The 18796-nt window shown below is 39.9% G+C and carries 17 protein-coding genes and 1 pseudogene; 11 read left to right on the top strand and 7 right to left on the bottom strand.

Translation table 11 applies throughout. From position 1 onward, the window contains the following. Positions 1–2: 2 nt before the first annotated feature. On the top strand, positions 3–1055 hold the full coding sequence (locus ACFFIP_RS08990) for an NAD-dependent epimerase (RefSeq protein WP_382387269.1): 1053 nt from the start codon (positions 3–5) through the stop codon (positions 1053–1055). 44 nt (positions 1056–1099) lie between these two features. Further along, on the top strand, positions 1100–2152 hold the full coding sequence (rfbB, locus tag ACFFIP_RS08985; protein ID WP_382387268.1) for a dTDP-glucose 4,6-dehydratase: 1053 nt from the start codon (positions 1100–1102) through the stop codon (positions 2150–2152). A gap of 53 nt (positions 2153–2205) precedes the next feature. Here rfbB and pyrE read toward each other — a convergent pair whose 3' ends face one another. Next, positions 2206–2856 carry an orotate phosphoribosyltransferase gene (gene pyrE / locus ACFFIP_RS08980; protein ID WP_382387267.1) on the bottom strand — a complete coding sequence of 217 codons (651 nt, stop codon included), beginning with the start codon at positions 2854–2856 and terminating at the stop codon, positions 2206–2208. Between the two features lie 104 nt (positions 2857–2960). Here pyrE and ACFFIP_RS08975 point away from each other — a divergent pair. Further along, a pseudogene (locus ACFFIP_RS08975) lies at positions 2961–3646 on the top strand (NUDIX hydrolase). On the opposite strand, the gene coaD reads toward ACFFIP_RS08975, so the two are convergent. Genes coaD through ACFFIP_RS08955 form a run of 4 tightly spaced genes read right to left on the bottom strand, consistent with a single transcriptional unit; the run spans position 3634 to position 6071 of the window. Further along, positions 3634–4089 carry a pantetheine-phosphate adenylyltransferase gene (gene coaD / locus ACFFIP_RS08970; RefSeq protein ID WP_382387266.1) on the bottom strand — a complete coding sequence of 152 codons (456 nt, stop codon included), beginning with the start codon at positions 4087–4089 and terminating at the stop codon, positions 3634–3636. The pseudogene ACFFIP_RS08975 and the gene coaD overlap by 13 nt on opposite strands. 9 nt (positions 4090–4098) lie before the next feature. Continuing rightward, positions 4099–4908: a DUF3822 family protein gene (locus tag ACFFIP_RS08965; protein WP_382387265.1), complete on the bottom strand. Its 810-nt coding sequence runs from the start codon at positions 4906–4908 to the stop codon at positions 4099–4101. A 26-nt stretch (positions 4909–4934) separates the two neighbouring features. After that, positions 4935–5516 (bottom strand): hypothetical protein, encoded by a 582-nt coding sequence (locus ACFFIP_RS08960; protein WP_382387264.1) that lies wholly within the window; start codon positions 5514–5516, stop codon positions 4935–4937. A gap of 51 nt (positions 5517–5567) precedes the next feature. Continuing rightward, on the bottom strand, positions 5568–6071 hold the full coding sequence (locus ACFFIP_RS08955; RefSeq protein ID WP_382387263.1) for an NUDIX domain-containing protein: 504 nt from the start codon (positions 6069–6071) through the stop codon (positions 5568–5570). Between the two features lie 23 nt (positions 6072–6094). Between ACFFIP_RS08955 and ACFFIP_RS08950 the strand changes: the two genes are divergently transcribed. Together ACFFIP_RS08950 and ACFFIP_RS08945 are read left to right on the top strand one after the other, a co-directional pair. Continuing rightward, on the top strand, positions 6095–7534 hold the full coding sequence (locus tag ACFFIP_RS08950) for an ATP-dependent DNA helicase (RefSeq protein ID WP_382387262.1): 1440 nt from the start codon (positions 6095–6097) through the stop codon (positions 7532–7534). A 29-nt stretch (positions 7535–7563) separates the two neighbouring features. Then, positions 7564–7959 carry a DUF1573 domain-containing protein gene (locus ACFFIP_RS08945; RefSeq protein ID WP_382387261.1) on the top strand — a complete coding sequence of 132 codons (396 nt, stop codon included), beginning with the start codon at positions 7564–7566 and terminating at the stop codon, positions 7957–7959. A 336-nt stretch (positions 7960–8295) separates the two neighbouring features. Here ACFFIP_RS08945 and ACFFIP_RS08940 read toward each other — a convergent pair whose 3' ends face one another. Beyond that, positions 8296–8919, bottom strand: coding sequence for an SGNH/GDSL hydrolase family protein (locus ACFFIP_RS08940; RefSeq protein WP_382387260.1), 624 nt, complete (start codon positions 8917–8919; stop codon positions 8296–8298). Between the two features lie 91 nt (positions 8920–9010). Next, entirely contained in the window at positions 9011–10051 is a 1041-nt protein-coding gene (locus ACFFIP_RS08935; protein WP_382387259.1) for a S66 peptidase family protein, read from the bottom strand. 261 nt (positions 10052–10312) lie between these two features. Between ACFFIP_RS08935 and priA the strand changes: the two genes are divergently transcribed. From priA to ACFFIP_RS08905, 6 genes are all read left to right on the top strand, one after another. Then, positions 10313–12832: a replication restart helicase PriA gene (priA, locus tag ACFFIP_RS08930; RefSeq protein WP_382387258.1), complete on the top strand. Its 2520-nt coding sequence runs from the start codon at positions 10313–10315 to the stop codon at positions 12830–12832. 431 nt (positions 12833–13263) lie between these two features. Beyond that, positions 13264–14124 carry an ATP phosphoribosyltransferase gene (gene hisG, locus ACFFIP_RS08925; protein ID WP_382387257.1) on the top strand — a complete coding sequence of 287 codons (861 nt, stop codon included), beginning with the start codon at positions 13264–13266 and terminating at the stop codon, positions 14122–14124. A 171-nt stretch (positions 14125–14295) separates the two neighbouring features. Next, positions 14296–15588 carry a histidinol dehydrogenase gene (gene hisD, locus ACFFIP_RS08920; RefSeq protein WP_382387256.1) on the top strand — a complete coding sequence of 431 codons (1293 nt, stop codon included), beginning with the start codon at positions 14296–14298 and terminating at the stop codon, positions 15586–15588. Beyond that, complete coding sequence (gene hisC / locus ACFFIP_RS08915; protein ID WP_382387255.1) at positions 15588–16655, top strand: histidinol-phosphate transaminase; 1068 nt, start codon at positions 15588–15590, stop codon at positions 16653–16655. The genes hisD and hisC overlap by 1 nt, the downstream gene beginning before the upstream one ends. Positions 16656–16658: 3 nt before the next feature. Further along, positions 16659–17753, top strand: a complete 1095-nt coding sequence (gene hisB, locus ACFFIP_RS08910; protein ID WP_382387254.1) for a bifunctional histidinol-phosphatase/imidazoleglycerol-phosphate dehydratase HisB — start codon at positions 16659–16661, stop codon at positions 17751–17753. Between the two features lie 241 nt (positions 17754–17994). Beyond that, on the top strand, positions 17995–18780 hold the full coding sequence (locus ACFFIP_RS08905) for a tetratricopeptide repeat protein (RefSeq protein ID WP_382387253.1): 786 nt from the start codon (positions 17995–17997) through the stop codon (positions 18778–18780). Positions 18781–18796: the final 16 nt, after the last annotated feature.

The raw sequence follows: 18796 nt of genomic DNA, 5'->3' as shown, positions 1-18796 counted from the left end.
AAATGAAATATTTAATTACCGGAACTGCAGGCTTTATTGGATTCCATTTGGCCAAGAAACTTTTGGATAGGGGAGATGAAGTAATCGGGATTGATAACATCAATGATTACTATGATATCAATCTTAAATATGCCAGGCTAGAAAATACAGGTATTGATAAATATAAGATTAAGGCCAACCATCCAATTCAATCCACTATATATCCATCCTACAAGTTTATTAAGATGGATCTGAGTGAGAAAGAGGCATTGATGGAAATTTTTAAGCAGGAGGGTATTGATGTAGTAGTCAATTTGGCAGCTCAAGCAGGTGTGCGATATTCCTTGATCAACCCGGATGCTTATATCGAAGCCAATATCACCGGATTTTTGAATATTCTGGAAGCTTGCAGGGCCTATCCTGTCAAGCATTTGGTATATGCTTCTTCCAGTTCAGTCTATGGAGCCAATACCCAGATGCCATTTTCCACTTCTGACAATGTGGACCATCCTTTGAGTTTGTATGCAGCATCCAAAAAATCCAATGAATTGATGGCTCATACTTACAGCCATTTGTTTAAGATACCAACCACAGGATTGAGGTTCTTTACAGTCTATGGACCTTGGGGAAGACCGGATATGGCCTTATTCCTTTTTATTGAGGCCATATCCAAAGGTGAACCCATTCAGGTATTCAATCACGGGAAAATGAAAAGGGATTTTACCTATGTGGGAGATATTGTCGAAGGAATTGTGCGTGTTTCCGACAGACCTCCGGTTGGTAATAAGGAGTGGGATGGAAATAACCCAGATCCCGGCAGTTCATATGCTCCATATAAAGTGTACAATATCGGTAATTCCAGTCCTGTTGAACTGATGGATTATATTGGTGCTCTGGAAAAAGCATTAGGGAAAACAGCCGTAAAAGAAATGTTGCCACTCCAGCCTGGAGATGTGCCTGCGACCTATGCGGATGTCACTGATCTTATGCGCGATACTGGCTACAAGCCGAGTACCCCAGTAGAACAAGGTGTTGCCAATTTTGTGAGCTGGTACAATGAGTATTACGGGAAATGATACCAATACATGTTTGATGTTTAAATCGGGAATGAAGTAATAAGATGAAAAAGAATATATTGATCACAGGTGGAGCCGGGTTTATTGGCTCTCATGTTGTAAAACTTTTTGTTAAGAAATACCCAGAATACCATATTGTCAATTTGGATTGCCTGACTTATGCGGGAAACCTGGAAAATTTGAAAGAAATAGAAAATGCCCCAAATTACTCCTTTGAAAAAGTCAATATTTTAGATGAGGCTGGCTTAGTCAAGGTGTTCGAAAACCACCGGATTACCGATGTGATCCATTTAGCAGCGGAATCCCATGTGGATAGGTCGATCACTGATCCGTTGGCTTTTGTGAAGACCAATGTGATAGGGACTGTGAATCTATTGAACACAGCCAAATCTTATTGGAAAGACTATTCAAATCATCTTTTTTACCATGTATCAACAGATGAGGTGTATGGGTCTTTAGATGACGGTGGCTTTTTTCTAGAAACAACTCCATACGATCCACAGTCTCCCTATTCCGCATCAAAGGCTTCATCAGACCATTTTGTCAGGGCTTATGCCAACACTTATAAATTGAGAACGGTCATTACCAATTGTTCCAATAATTATGGTCCGAATCAGTTTCCGGAAAAACTCATCCCACTTTGTATCCATAATATCCGCAATAACAAACCATTGCCGGTATATGGAAAAGGAGAGAACATCAGGGATTGGCTGTATGTCGAAGACCATGCAAGAGGAATAGATGTAGTTTTCCATCAGGGCAAAAGTGGGGAAACCTATAACATTGGTGGTTTCAATGAGTGGAAAAACATAGATATTGTCCGCTTATTGTGTCAAAAGATGGATGAGAAACTCGGAAGACTGTCAGGAACTTCTGAAAAGCTTATCACTTTTGTCAAAGACAGGGCAGGGCATGACCTGAGGTATGCCATTGATGCTACCAAGATTCAAAGAGAATTAGGTTGGGAGCCAAGTCTGCAATTTGAGGAAGGGATATCTAAAACCATAGACTGGTATCTCGACCATCAGGATTGGCTTGATAATGTGACCTCCGGTAACTACCAGAAGTATTACGAAGATCATTACGGATCTAGGTAAAAAAGAAGTCAAAAGGCAGCAAATTCAAGAGATTAGCTGCCTTTTTTTTGTTATTATTCCACACCTCTCCAAGCAGCTGGATTTTCTCTCCATTCTACTAATGAGGTTAAGGCAAAATCATCGATGTAATTTTTTTCCAATGCCTGGGGTAACATAGCTGCATAGTCACTCAAGCAAATCAATTTAACGCCGGCTTCTTCAAAGTTTTGAGCAGCAATATCAAAGCCATAGGTGAAGATGGCCACCATACCCAATACCTCAAAACCTGCGTGCTTAAGGTCCTGGACAGCCTTGAGAGAACTGCCACCTGTGGATACCAGATCTTCTACCACTACAACCTTTTGACCTGGAGTGACTTTTCCTTCAATCATATTTTCCATACCATGTCCTTTTGGTTTTGATCTGACATATAGAAAGGGCAATTCCATTTCGTCAGCGATTAAGGCGCCTTGTGGAATGCCTGCCGTCGCTACTCCAGCGATGGCTTCTACTTTAGGGAAGTTGGCTTTGATGGCTTCTGTCAGACTTTCCTTGATGAAATTTCTGACTTTTGGGTATGAAAGGGAAAGTCTATTGTCACAATAAATTGGTGACTTCCATCCTGATGCCCAGGTAAACGGCTTTTCGGGTTGAAGTCTGATTGCTTCAATTTTCAGCAATTGGGAAGCAACCTGAGAGGCAATTTGTTTGTCGTAAAGTTCCATGTTTCAAAATTAAAGGATAAAAAATAAGGGGCTATTGTGAGGCATAAAAATTTTTATGCATTTTTGGTCCTTATTGATTTAAATCTGGCCAAACCAGCCCAGCTATGAAAATTTTTATCAACGACAAACCATTGGACATTGCTTCAGCAGATGAATTGCCTAAGGATAAGACTTTCGAATGTGTCTATGACCATCCTGTTGATATTCCTGCGACCTGTAATTTCCAGGAAGATGTTTTGATTATTGAGCCTACCAAGGATGTGATCATCAAGCTTTTATATTTGCTCAGAACTAGGAAGTTGAAGAATCTGGACAGTGTAACCATTTTGACCAAAAATAAAAAAGAGATTAAGGCTTTTATCAAAAGCAGATTTACAGTCATAAAGGCTGCAGGTGGTGTAGTGACAAAAAGTAAGCATGTGCTTTTTATTTATAGATTGGGAAAATGGGACCTTCCTAAAGGAAAGTTTGATAAAGGAGAAACCCCCGAAGAGTGTGCTGTCAGGGAGGTAGAAGAAGAATGTGGGATTAAAGTTAAGTTAGGTCCTGAAATTTGTAAAACCTGGCATACTTACACCCATAATAGGAAAAGCATACTGAAAAAACATACTGGTATGCGATGGAGAATATGGATGACTTAGGAATGAAGCCACAGAAAGAAGAAGGAATAGAAGACATCAGGTGGTTAACCCACCATGAGGCTAAAGTGGCCCTGGTAAATTCCTATCCTTCCATGCGCCATCTCTATAAGCAATTTTTGAAGTTGGTTCCTAAGGTTCAGACCTCATAAGGAAGGAATTCGCTGATGTCGCCGCCATAGCGGTGAACTTCCCTGATAATGGTAGAACTTACTGCGGCAAATTGTGGGGAAGTGATTAAAAACACTGTTTCCAAGTCAGGATTTAATTTTTTGTTCATTTGACTTATACCGTTTTCATATTCGAAATCAGTAGTGTTTCTTAGACCTCTTATCAGGAAATTTGCGCCATGTTTTTTTGCCAATGTTGAGGTAAGTTCATTATAGACAATCACACTCACTCTTGGATCACTTTTGTAGATTCCGGAGATTTTTTCGACCATCAGGTCAATATCAAAATACCTGTTTTTTTTGGCGGAATTATAGCCTATACCGATAATTACTTCGTCAAAAATATTGAGACTCCTTAAAACGATGTCATGATGTCCTTGGGTAAATGGGTCAAAAGAACCAGGGAATATGGCAATTTTTTTCATGTGTTGAATCTAAATAAGTTCCCAATGGGATTCGAAATGGCCTGTATTTATAAAGGCTTCAGTCCCTTGTTGGTAATGTTGATTGATCTCAGGTTCTTTCAAAAGGAAGTTTTTAAAATATTCTTTACCCCAATCCTGCGTTATTCCGTAATTCTTGATTTCCCCAAATACAGTAAAACGACAGTGTTTTCTATCTAGTTTCAGTTGTTGGGTTATTCCAGAAACATAGTTTAATAAACTTTCTTTGTTTGAAATTTCAAACCTGTTGAACAAAACCAGTTCTTGCTTATTAAAAGCAGCTATATAAAAAGCTTTGTCAAATAAATAAATGAAGATTTCCTGAGGAAGCAGGTTTTGTTTTTCGTTCAGACAGTAGGCAAGAAAAGAACTTGCGCCATGATGAAACTGAATATCGGTCTTTCCTTCACTTAAAAGTTGATAGAGTCTGCTATCCAACCCACCTATTAATTGGTAATTGTTGGTTTCAAGGCTTGTTGCAAAAGACTGGAAATCTGTTTCTGTCCCCCCCGCAAAGGAAAGATAGGTATTCATAAAATCTTGGTTGTATAGAACCCCAGGAACCAGTGAAAACAATTGATTGTGAACATAAACCTTAGTGGGCACATCCATTTGGTAAAGGGCATCTTTCCATACATTGGATATTGGGTTTTCCGCAGAAGCCAATAAATTCCATGTGTGTACTGCAACCACCTTTTGGTTGACATCCTTTGCTAGAAGGATCCTGATGTGACCATATAAGAAAAGCGATAAATACGAAACCAAGTTGGAATCATATTTATCGCAATAGAGTTTTTTCAAAATATTTTCAGTGGATTTGATCAATATTATTCCCAGTTACCCGAAGTAGAGGAATCAGTTCTAGATCCTACCCTAAGAGCTTTTTCTTTATTGTTTTCTCTTCTTTTAGGATTGATTGGATCCGGGTCTCTGATTTCGAATACACCAATTTCTCTTTGGCTTCTTTCGATTTTGTCAGCGAAGAATTCGAATTGCTTTCCTCCTGAACCTGGTACGATGTGAAGGTTTTCCAAGTTAAAGTTTGGATATCTTCTTTCATTGAACAAAGAGTCCATCACAGTTACAGAACCAAGGGTATCGAAAGTCACAGTGGTTTCTTCTTTACCATACTCCAACAATTTGGTAGTTTCTTTTCTTTCCACGAGCCAGATATCACCTTCTTCAATGAATTTTTTTAGGTCTTGCCAATTGCTTGCATATTCACCGTTAGCAGCGATGTAAGCTATCTGAGCATCTCTTAGCATCTGTAGTTTTTCAATGATTCTGGATTCGATGGCTGCAATTTCTTTTTCTTTTTGCACTACATCGTCTACGCTTTTGTAAAGCATGTAGCCCAATCCAAGAGCGCCCAATAAGAAGACAACGGATAAAATTTTGGATAACGTCATTTTTGAGATGATTTAATCTTTTATAAAGGTTGATGGTATTTTTACAAGGTGCTATTTTATAGAATTATTTTCAAAATTAAAATATCCATTCCATTTTCCCACATCATTTAGTGATTTTATTCCCCAAAAGATGGGGTGTTTCTCAACATTTTTGATCAAGCTTAGTTTTTCGAGGTTTAAATAGTCAATTTCGGTGATTAATTGCTCCCCTAATTCCAACTCTGGATCAAGTCCCATTTTGAGTTGCCCTCCAACTTGCTCTACTGTAAAAAACAATTCGATGGCATGTAGCGGTGGCTCCAGAAATTCATGGGCACAGACAAAATCATTGATTTGTATTTCAAGTCCTGTTTCTTCTTTAAATTCACGTATGAGGTTTTCGGAAACAGATGAGCCGAATTTCATCCCCCCACCGGGTACATTCCAGAAGAACCGGTCTTCAGACATTTTATGTTTGATCATCAGGATATGATTGTCTCGGATCAGAATACCATTGACTCGGGTTCTAAGTCTGCCGCCGAATTTATCTACCAATTCTTTTTCCAAATTTCCCATATAAGGCTTAGCTTCGTCATCAGATGAATGGTAAAGATAAGGAAGGAGGGCTGAAGCCTTCATTTTTATTGGCTAAAAATTTTCCTTTTGAACCAACTCAAGGCCAAAAGGACTTTTTTCAAAAAATGGACAGCTTTCTCCTTCAGGAAAATGCTGAAGGTGGCGCTTTCATTTTGAGAGGATATGCAGGAACAGGTAAAACCTCCCTCATTTCTGCTCTTGTAAAAATCCTTCCGAGGTTAAAGATCAAATCTATGCTCTTGGCTCCAACAGGAAGGGCAGCCAAAGTAATGGGCAATTATAGTCAGAAATCAGCCTTTACCATCCATAAAATCATCTATAGGCCAAAAGACCAGGGTGGTGATCTTGGGGGAGGATTTGAATTGGTGAAGAATTATTATAAAGACACCCTCTTTATTGTAGATGAGGCATCCATGCTGGCAGATGAAGTGCTCAACGGACGAAGCCTTCTGAGGGATTTGATTCATTATGTATATCAGGAATCCTCGAACATGCTCATGTTGGTAGGGGATACGGCACAGTTGCCACCTGTGGGTAGTAACCTAAGCCCTGCTTTGGAAAGAGATTATTTGGTCCGACATTTCAGGTTAAAGGTCGATGCCATTGAGCTGACTGAGGTGATGCGGCAGCAACTGGAATCCGGGATCTTGTATAATGCCACTTTTCTTCGCAATCAGCTTTTTTCCAAAACACCTGAAATAAGTTTTACAGTCTCGGGGTTTAAGGATTTTTACAAAATGACAGGCGAAAGGTTGGAAGATGGATTGAGATATGCTTACAATAAATTTGGCTTGGAGAATACAGTAATCATTACCAGGTCAAACAAGAATGCAGTTCAGTATAATCAATATATTAGACGAACCATACACTTTTATGATGATGAAATCAGTGCCGGGGACCTGCTGATGATCGTCAAAAACAACTATACTTATATGGCAGAATCAGACAAGGTCAATTTTATTGCCAATGGGGATTTTGTGGAAGTAGTGAAAATAAGATCCTTTGAAGAAATGTATGGCCTGAGATTTGCGACGTTGGAATTGAGGTTGCTGGATTATCCGGATGAACCTTATTTCGAAGCCAAAGTGATCATGGATACGCTGTATAGTCCTCATCCATCCCTTAGTCCTGAGCAATACAAAGAATTGTACAGGCAGGTTTCCGAGGATTACCAAGATGTGGCCAATAAAGCAGAAAGAATGGAATTGATCAAAAAGGATCCTTATCTTTCAGCCTTGCAGGTGAAATTTGCGTATGCATTGACGTGCCATAAATCACAGGGTGGACAGTGGGATGCTGTATTTGTGGATCAGGGTTACCTGACAGATGAAATGGTGAACGTTGAATATATCAGATGGCTGTACACGGCTGTGACCAGAGCAAAGAAAGAGTTGTTTATGGTAAACTTTCATCCAAAGTTTTATATTAGCAACCTGGAATAAGTAAAAAACGAAAACTAAATACAATAACCATGAAAAAGCTGTTTTTATTAACGGTGATGGCCTTGGCAATATTTGCTGCACAGGCTCAAACAGAAAGAAAAGGAGCTGTTTTACAGTTTAATGAAAAATCCATTGATTTTGGTGACATCACACAAGGTGATAGGGTAGAACATACTTTCGTTTTCACCAACACAGGGGATACGCCTTTGGTAATTTCTAATGTTGCCGTAACCTGCGGATGTACTGCTCCAAATTGGCCAAAGGAACCTGTAGCGCCGGGTGCTAAAGGTGAATTGAAGGTTGTCTTCAACTCTGCCGGAAAAATGGGGAAACAAAACTCCGTGGTAAGAATTTATTCTAATGCCTCAGAGCCCATTGAAAAAGTATCTTTGATTTCTAATGTACTGCCCAAAGGACAGAAATAATCCATAAAAGTTAACAAAAAAGGGAGGCCGATAAGCTTCCCTTTTTTATTTTATGCCTTTGATCCTGTTTTAGTAGAATGAATATGAGAGTCTTGGTTTAAATTTAAGTTGTTTTCCTGTGCTGTTGACGGTAAACCCCACTTAATATTTCCCACCTTCTATCACATTTGAAAATAATCTCAGGACATCATAGCAAGTAATAAGATCATCATTCCTATAGCAACCAAAGCTTTCATTTTTTTAGCAGTTTTATTTATGTGTAATACAACAATTCTACTGCCATAGTTTGCTGAAAATCAAAAATATTTTAAAAATCAGCAACAAACGGAAAATGGCCTATTTAAAAGCCATTTTTTCTTCAATAATTTTGGCGAGGAGGCTTGCCCATTCCTGATACACTAGAGCACTTGGGTGCAGTTTATCTTCCACCACCATTTCCGGTAGGGCACCTATTTCTCTGTACCGCTCGGTGATGTCTATATGATGGGTTCCCATTTCCTGGGCGATTTCTTTTTTAGCCTGATTATAGATATTGATCTCTCTTGCTACCTTTTCCTGATCTGTATTTCTTTCTGTAGCAAATGGGGTCACTCCCCAATCAGGAATGGAAAGGACAACCACATGGTCTGCTTTTCCTTTTGCAAAATTGATGGCATCCTGAAGCAGCAATCGGAATTCTGATTTATAGTTTTCCACATCTCTTCCTCTATATTGGTTGTTTACCCCAATAAGTAAAGTAACTAAGTCGTAAGTATTGCCTTCAATTCCTGCTGATTCAATTCCCTTTTCCAATTCATCAGTTGTCCAGCCAGTTTTGGCGATGATCTGGCTCAAATTCATGTCGATTCCTTTTCCCTGTAATAAATTTACAGTTTGGTTAGGATATCGGCCTGCTTCTTCCACTCCTTCTCCGATGGTGTAAGAATCTCCCAAGGCAAGGTAAGTGTATGTTTTTTTCATGTTTTTATCTGAGTATCCGGTAGTTTTAATTGCACAGGCTGAAAGGCCCAAAATTAGCATGAGGCTTAGCAGTATTGTTTTCATAGTTAAATTATGCTTTAAATATGGGATGAAGCATGCGGAAAGTACCATTGTCCGCATCCATTTCTACCTCTGCACCGACCGGAACGATAAATTGCTTGGGAACATGTCCGATCATAGCACCCTTGTAGGCTGGTATGCCCAAAGGTAAAATATAATCATCCAAAATATCATCCAGCGTCAAACTTCCATAACCTCCAGAGGGGCTGCAATCAGAACATTGCCCAAAGATAAAACCATTGATTTTGTCCAATGTCCCATTAAGTTTGAGGGTGCTCATCATCCTGTCGATTTTGTAAGGATCTTCCCCGATATCTTCAATGAAAAGGATGGCATTTTTGAAATCAGGTAAATATGTTGTTCCTGAAAGTGCTGTTAGCACGGTAAGGTTTCCGCCTAATATTTTCCCTTTTGCTTTCCCGGAACTGATGGTTTGAATCCTGTTTTGTTTGATAATCAGGTCATCACCTTTTACTGCTTCATTTTCAAATGTGACTAATTGTTGGTTGAAAAACATGTTTTCAAACTGCTTTACATTAAAGCTGTTCCAGCTTCCGGTTCCATTTGGCCCATGGAAGGTGATCAGGCCGGTTTTGGCATGTATGGCATTGTGAAGTGCCGTAATGTCTGAATATCCCATCAAGGGTTTTGGATTCCTTTTGACGGTTTTATAGTCAATCAAGGGTAAAATCCTCGATGCACCCGAACCTCCTCTGATGCAAATAATAGCTTTGATATCCTGGTCTGCAAACATTTCATTCAGGTCATTGGCTCTTTCTTCGTCGGTACCTGCTAAGTGTCCTCGTCTGTTTTTCAGGTTTTTCCCCAGCTGAACTTCAAATCCCAAAGCTTCCAATGTTTCCTGCGCAAATTGAAACTGAATTCTGTCTGCAGTGGCAGCTGATGGGCTGATGATACCTACCTTGTCTCCCTTTTTGAGCGGTAGGGGAAGTAAGGTTGAAGCTTCTGTAGATAGATCAGGTGCAAATGAAAATAAGGGCAGGGAACTGATGCCGAGTCCAAGATTTTTTAGAAAACTTCTTTTATTCATAGAATCTGAATTGAGAATGCTGAAGACAAATATTGAGCTTTGGTAAAAGTAAAGGGAAAATCCAATTTGAAAAAGGGAAATGTATGCATGTATGCATATTGACTCAAAGTGTCTGAAAATTTATCCCATTTTGGACCTATAAGGTGATAGATTCAAATGGAATTGCCTTAATTTACATTTGCTTTGATAAGAGTAGATAAAATCAGAGACTGATGCAGCATTTGCATAAGCCCTATTACCAACTTTAGCCTTAGATTACTTTTGGATACTTTATTTGGAGATCAGTATGATGCAAAGGACGAAAAGTCCAACCTTTTTGCCGATATCATTTTACCGGTACCTATTCCCAAAATGTTTACTTATAAGGTTCCCCGTAACCTATCGGAGGAAATAGGAATAGGATATAGGGTTATCGTACAGTTTGGGAAAAAGAAAGTGCTCACCGGAATCATCGGTAAGGTACATCAAAAGCCGCCCAGTAATTATGAAGCCAAGCCCATTATGGATCTTTTGGACAGTTATGCTACGGTAAATCCGATCCAAATACGTTTTTGGGCTTGGATGGCTGAATATTATTGCTGTCATATAGGTGAAGTGATGAATGCAGCATTGCCTTCTGGTCTCAAACTGAGCAGTGAAAGCAAAATCCAACTCAACCCGACCTTTGATGCGGATACTTGTAGCTATCCTTTAGATGATAGGGAAGAAATCTTGCTTCAGGCACTTGGACAAAAGGAGGAGATGAGTTATGAAGACTGTGAGTCTGTACTGGGTCTTAAGTCCATACATGTTATCATCAAAAGCCTGGTCATCAAAGAAGCTATATTGGTCTTTGAACAGGTCAAAGAAAAATACAGCCCAAAGGTGGAAGCTAGGGTCAGATTGGCTAATGCCTATGCCGCTGACAAAAAGTTGTTGGAAGCCCTTTTCAATGAAATTTCCGTCAAACCTAAACAGGAGGAAATCCTATTAAAATACCTGCAGGAAGTTCCAGTTTATAAAAAACCTGAACTGAACCAAAAAGGTATTGAAAAGAAAGTGCTGACTGATGCAGGGTTGTCGACATCGTCTCTCAAGACTTTAGTGAAAAATGGGATCTTGGAGGAATACAAGCTGATCGTCAGTAGATTTGAAAGAGAGGAAGGTTCTGATGAGGAAATATCCCTTTCATCCGAGCAAAATGAGGCACTGATTCAGATCAAGCAGGAATTTGAGGAAAAGAATACTGTGTTGCTTCACGGTATCACGGGAAGTGGTAAGACAGAGTTGTATATCACGCTGATCAAAGAAGTTTTGGCAGGGGGATCCCAAGTTTTACTCTTGTTGCCGGAAATTGCCCTGACTACCCATATGGTGGGAAGGTTAAGGAAGGTGTTTGGAAGCAAAATGGGGGTTTATCATTCCAAATATTCGGACAATGAAAGGGTGGAAGTATGGAATGGGGTATTGAGCGGAAAACTTTCTTTTGTTGTAGGGGTAAGGTCATCTATATTTCTACCTTTTGATAGCTTAGGAATGATCATCGTGGATGAAGAGCATGAATCTTCCTTCAAACAATTTGACCCTGCGCCTAGATTTCAAGCTCGGGATGCTGCCATTATGCTTTCGTGGCTGCACCAGGCCAAAACCTTATTGGGTTCTGCAACCCCTTCATTTGAGAGTTATTATAATGCCCGAATGAAAAAATATGGTTATGTGGCTCTGGATAAGCGTTTTGGGGAAGCCCAATTGCCGGCCTATTATCTTGCGGATATGCTGGTGGATAAAAAGAAAAACCTATTGAAACTGGATTTTACCCGTATGCTGAGGGAAAAAATTCAGGAAGCCTTAAACAATCAGGAGCAAGTTCTGATCTTTCAAAACCGAAGGGGTTATGCTCCTTACATTTCCTGCGAAGATTGCGGTTGGATTCCCGAATGCGAGCATTGTGATGTCAGTTTAACTTACCATCAATTTGGAGAGGAAATGCGCTGTCATTATTGTGGATTCAAGGAAAAGGTCCCCAATACCTGCCCCGCCTGTGGAAGTAATAAGCTCAGTGCTGTTGGCTTGGGAACGGAGCGCATAGAAGAAAGTCTTGCCTTATTGTTTCCTGAAGCCAGAATTGCCAGAATGGACCTGGATACTACCCGGAGCAAATATGGTTATCAGCGCTTATTGGAAGATTTCGGGTCTGGAAATGTCGATATTTTGGTAGGTACACAGATGATTACCAAAGGTCTTGACTTTGATAAAGTAACTGTAGTAGGAATCATGGATGCTGATCGCATTCTCTATTTCCCTGATTTTAGAGCTGGTGAACGAGCTTTCCAACAAATAACCCAAGTTGCAGGCAGAGCAGGCAGGAGAGATAAAAAGGGTTCGGTAATCATTCAGACACGGAAACCTGATCAGGCTATTTTTGAACAGATTATCTCCGGAGATTATAAGCAATTTTATATTCAGGAGATGGGGGACCGTCAGCGTTTTTATTACCCCCCATTTGTGAAAATCATTAAAATCACCACGAGGCATAAAGACTTCAAAACGGCTGAAAAGGCTGCCAAATATCTCCATAATTTAATGGGTGAAATTCCCGTGAAGAAGATATTATTAGGTCCTGAAAAAGGATTGATCGGCAAAATCAAGAATCAATACATCTTCGAATCCATTGCCAAATTAGACCGATCAAGTAATGCCCAAGCCCAATTTAAACATGAACTCCAGCATATACTAGAAGAACTGCAAGCCCAAAAAGAATTTAGAACAGTGAGGTTTGTGGTGGATGTGGACCCGTATTAAATTATTAATTACCAATTACCAAACTTCAATTAACCAAGCTCAAAAATCCAAATTACAAGATCCAAATTCCAAAAAGATTAAAACTGTCAAAAGGGCTCTAGGATTTAAAATTTAAAGTTTTTTTGAATTTATTATACGGTCACTACAGTTCATGGATAGCCTATTTTTGGTGAAAATTTTATCAGGATAAAACATCTTTGTGGTTTGGAAGTTATGATTTAGAACTTATATTTGTGTCTACAATGAACAGACAGTTTCTACATATCCATCTTTTTTCCGCCAATAACCATGTTGGTGCTGTTCATCATTTCCATCATTCCTCCTAAGGAGGAAATTATTTACATATCGCCCAGGGGTGGCTGTTGGTATATGATACAGCCTTATTATCCAAAATCTTATTTACATTTTGATACTAAACGTATATTGCATACATGAATTCTATAATCCGTATAGCCGTTCAGAAAAGCGGCAGATTAAGTGACGACTCATTAAGCCTTATCAAAGAATGTGGCATCAAATTTTATAATGGCACAGGTAAGTTGAAATCTACTTCTACTAATTTTCCAATTGAATTTCTTTTCTTAAGAGACGATGATATTCCAGGTTACGTAGCTGACGGTGTAGCTGATTTGGGTATAGTTGGGGAGAATGAACTGGTTGAGAAAGACAAGGATGTGACCGTGTTGAAGAAACTAGGTTTTTCTAAGTGCCGTCTTTCTTTGGCTATTCCAAAAGGTCAGGAGTACACCAATATCCATTATTTTCAAGGAAAGAGCATTGCTACTTCCTATCCCAAAATTTTGGGTGACTATCTGGCCAACAATAATATTCAGGCTGATATCCATGAAATTTCGGGCTCAGTGGAGATCGCTCCAAGTATAGGATTGGCAGAAGGAATCTGTGACATCGTAAGTTCTGGTTCTACCTTGATGATGAACGGACTGAAGGAAGTGGAGGAAATCTTCAAATCAGAGGCTGTTTTGATTGCCAACAAATCTCTTACTGAAGACAAATTGGCCATCGTGGATAAGCTGCTTTTCAGAATGAATGCAGTTCAGAAGGGCAAGAGCAATAAATATGTTCTGCTCAACGCACCAAACGAATCTCTGGAAAAAATCATCAGTTTGATACCGGGAATGAGAAGCCCGACCATATTGCCTTTGGCTCAAGAAGGCTGGTCTTCGGTACACTCTGTGTTGAGCGAGGATCAGTTTTGGGAAAACATCGAAGAGCTTCGGGCTGCTGGTGCTGAGGGGATTTTGGTGGTTCCTATTGAGAAGATGGTAATATAGGGGTCAGAAGGGAGAAGCGAGAGACCATAAGCGAGATGCTAGAACCTAGAAATGAGCGTGGATGTGATAGAAATCAGCCTGTCGTATTTCTCTGATATTGAAAGCCATTTCCGAAAACATGATCGTTGAACTGGAAATAAAAATAAAAAAGACTAAATCATTGATTTTCATATGAAAACAATATTCAATCCATCCAAATCCGAATGGAACAAAAAGCTCAAGAGGCCGGTACAAAAAACTAAGGATATTGAAAAAATTGTCAAACCGATTATGCGCAAAGTCAAGCGCTTGGGTGACAAGGCTTTACGTAAATTTGCACTGGAGTATGACCATGTACAGATCCAAAACCTTTTGGTTTCTGTAGAAGAAATCAGAGTTGCCAGGGAATTGGTTGATCCAAAGCTTAAAACTGCAATTCAGGTGGCCAAAGAGAATATTGAAAAATTCCATGAAGCGCAGGCAACGCCTGATCTGACCATGGAGGTGATGGAAGGGGTGACCTGTATGAGAAGATCCGTTCCAATCCAGAAGGTTGGTCTGTATATTCCCGGTGGTACTGCTCCTTTGTTTTCCACTGTTTTGATGTTAGGTATTCCGGCAAATATTGCGGGTTGTGAGGAGATAGTGCTCTGCACGCCTCCTGACAAAGAAGGGAACATACATCCTGCAATTCTCTACGCAGCTGACCTGATCGGTATAGACAAAATAATCAAAGCAGGGGGAGCACAGGCCATTGCAGCATTGACCTATGGTACTGAATCTGTTCCTAAAGTAGATAAGATTTTTGGACCTGGAAATCAGTATGTGACTGCAGCTAAGCAGCTGGCTGTTAAAAAGGGGGTGGCTATTGATATGCCGGCCGGTCCATCAGAAGTACTTGTTTATGCAGATGCGAGTGCAGTTCCCACTTTTGTGGCAGCAGATTTACTTTCCCAAGCTGAACACGGTGTGGATTCCCAAGTGGTTTTGCTGGCAAGTACTGAAAAGGTAGCCCAAAAGGTCATGAAAGAGGTAGAGATACAATTGGGAAAACTTCCCAGAAAGGATATAGCAGAAAGGGCTTTAGAGAATTCAGTTGCTGTAGTTATGGGCAATGAAGAAAAAGCCATTGAACTCATCAACGATTACGCACCCGAACACTTGATTATCTGTGTGGAAAATGAAGATGATGTTGTCAGAAGAATTGTCAACGCAGGCTCTGTTTTCATTGGCAACTTTACCCCTGAATCTGCAGGCGATTATGCTTCCGGTACCAACCATACCCTTCCGACCTATGGATACGCCAGGAATTACAGTGGTGTCTCCTTAGATAGTTTTGTGAAAAAGATCACTTATCAGAGAATCACCGAATCAGGAATGGAAATTCTTGGCCCAACCATTGAAGTGATGGCTGCAAATGAGCTTTTGGATGCCCACAAAAATGCTGTAACTGTTCGATTGAATTATCTCAAAAATAAGAAATAATGGCCTTCCAACTTGAAAAACTCTTAAGGCCCCATATCAGCCAAATCAAACCTTATTCTTCAGCAAGAGACGAATATTCAGGAAAGGTTGGCGTATTTTTGGATGCCAATGAAAACCCCTATGGTTCGCTTACAAATGAGCCATTTAACCGATATCCTGATCCGTATCAATTAGAGATCAAGGAGAAATTGGCCAGCTTAAAGGAGGTAGAAATTGGCCAGATTTTCCTGGGTAATGGAAGTGATGAGGCCATTGATTTATTGATGAGGGCATTCTGCAATCCAGGGAAGGACAACATCATTCTCCTACCTCCAACTTATGGAATGTATGAAGTATCAGCTTCTATCAATGATATCGAGATCAAAAGGGTGAATCTAACGGCTGATTTCCAGCTGAAGGTTGAAGAAATACTTGCTGCAGTGGATGAATTCACCAAAGTGATCTTTATCTGTTCTCCCAATAATCCTAGCGGCAACAAAATGGACAGAAATGCGATCAGGGAAGTCCTACAAAAATTTGAAGGGCTGGTAGTGGTAGATGAGGCTTATATTGACTTTAGTGATGAACCTAGTTTTATACATGAACTGGGGAAATATTCTAACCTGCTTGTTATGCAGACCTTCTCCAAGGCCTGGGGTTTGGCTAACCTGAGAATAGGAATGGCATTTGCATCCACTGAAATCATTAGAATCCTGAATCTAATCAAACCACCTTATAACATTTCAGGTCTCACACAACAGAAAGTGCTTGAATCCTTGGACCAGGCTGACAGAATTGATGATTTGGTCAAAAACGTTTTGTCCGAGAGAATTTTCTTAGAGGATGAACTGGATAAACTGCATTTTGTCCTCCATGTTTTCCCATCACATGCCAATTTCCTATTGGTGAAAATGGACCAAGCGAGAAAGATCTATGAGTACCTGATTCATGATATGATCATCGTTAGAGACCGATCCAAAGTTGTGCTTTGTGAAGATTGTCTGAGGATTTCAGTTGGTACCAGAGAAGAGAATATTCAGCTTATTGAAGCATTGAACAGATACGAACCTATTATACAGAACCTATAAACGATGAAAAAAGCACTTTTTATTGACCGTGATGGGACAATTATTGTTGAACCTCAGACGGACTTTCAGATTGATAGCCTTGAAGATTTGGAATTTATCCCCAAAGCAATTTCCAATTTAAGGAAGATAGCGGAAGAAACTGATTTTGAATTGGTTATGGTGACCAATCAGGATGGTTTGGGGACGTCTTCTCTGCCAGAAGAGGACTTTTGGCCCCCTCATAACAAAATGATGCTGACTTTGGAAAATGAGAATGTGAAATTTGCCGCAGTGCACATTGACAGGTCATTTGAACATGAAAACCTACCTACCCGGAAACCGGGCATTGGCCTTCTGACCGAATATTTGAATGGCGACTATGATTTGGAGAATTCTTATGTGATCGGGGACAGAAAGACAGATGTGTTGTTGGCGCAGAATCTAGGTTGTAAATCAATCTTCATAGGAGAGGAAACAGAAGGGGCTACTTTCTGTACTAAGGATTGGGATGAAATTTACCGGTTTTTGAGGTTGCCTGAAAGAGTGGGTGAGATTTACAGAAAAACCTCTGAAACAGATATCCATGTCAAGGTAAATTTGGATGGAACAGGGAAATGTGAAATTTATACTGGGCTTCCATTCTTTGACCATATGCTGGAGCAATTGGGCAAACATGGAGGTGCTGACTTAACCATCGAGGTGAAAGGCGACCTTCATATAGATGAGCATCATACCATAGAGGACACTGCTTTGGCATTGGGAGAAGCCTATCTGAAGGCTCTTGGAGATAAAAAGGGGATATATCGCTATGGTTTTCTTTTGCCCATGGATGACGTGCTGGCACAAGTTGCCATAGACTTTGGTGGAAGGCCTTGGATGGTATGGGATGCTGAGTTCAAAAGGGAAAAAATTGGAGATATGCCCACTGAAATGTTTTTCCATTTCTTCAAATCATTCAGCGATACAGCGAAGTGTAACCTGAACATCAAAGCAGAAGGCAGCAATGAACACCATAAGATTGAAGCCATCTTTAAGGGTCTTGCCCGTGCGATCAAAATGGCCGTGGCAAGAGACCAAAATGCCCTGAATCAGCTTCCAAGTACAAAAGGAGTGTTGTAGAAGGGGGAGGTGATAAGGCAGATTTCGGAATGAATGGAGAGATTAGAAGCTAGATGTAAGAGTTTAGAATCGTTAAAATAAAAGCTCTTTAGAAAAGGCCTTTGGGGATTTCAAAACCTTAAAGGTCTTTTTTATCCTTTTCAGGCAGCCAATGAAAGTTATTTTTCATCAATTTTAAGTAAGATGTTTGGGAAGTTAACAGTTAATTTCTTAGTTTTGAAGTAGGTTGTTATAGTTTGATATGCGATATCTTTTTCCTTTTTGTTTGGTGGTCTTATTTTCTTCCTGCTTTGGAAGTTTTTCTGAAGGAGAGCGCTTGTTTAGAATGGGGGCATACGAAGAAGCTGTAAATGAATTCAGCGAAGCTCTTTTTCTCAATGTTACTGATATCAAGTCCTTACATTTAAGGGCAAGGTCCTATGAGGAATTGGAGGATTTTGAAAGTGCTCTTGAAGATTATAAATCGATTTTAAGATTAGAACCACAATATGCCCAGGCACATGCAGGAATAGGGAAGCTCTATTGGAAAATGGAAGATTACCGAAATGCTGAGAACCATTTATTGGTGGCAGCCAAATATGCCCCAGAAGACTTTGATATTTTATTTTTATTGGGAAGAACATTGTTACTCAACAGGAGATATGAGAGTGCGGATGAATTTTTCCAATTGGCAAAAGACCTGAAGCCGAAAGATAAAAGCGTATATTTTTACCAAGGTATGGCCAGATCCCAGATCGGGGATCTCTTGGGAGCTGCAGGTTCTTTCAATATGTGCCTCAGATACGATCCTGACAATTTAGTAGCCAAGTACAATAGGGGATTGGTGCTGATGCGTATAGGTTATATTTCATGGGCATTAGAGGATTTTGAAGCAATTTTGAAAGCAAAACCTGAGCATGTGGAGGCTTTGGCACATAGAGGTATGGCCAAATTGATGAGTCAGGACCCCACAGGTTGCCTGGATCTTCAACAAGCAGAAGCTAGAGGGAGCCAATATGCGAAATTGCATATTGATGCTTGTCGGTAGGTCATTAAATTTTTAT

Origin of the sequence: Fontibacter flavus (assembly GCF_042432905.1) — a bacterium.
Taxonomy (GTDB): Bacteria; Bacteroidota; Bacteroidia; order Cytophagales; family Cyclobacteriaceae; genus Fontibacter; species Fontibacter flavus.
The sequence above is the reverse complement of the archived record's forward strand: the minus strand, read 5'-3'. Positions and strand labels throughout refer to the sequence as shown.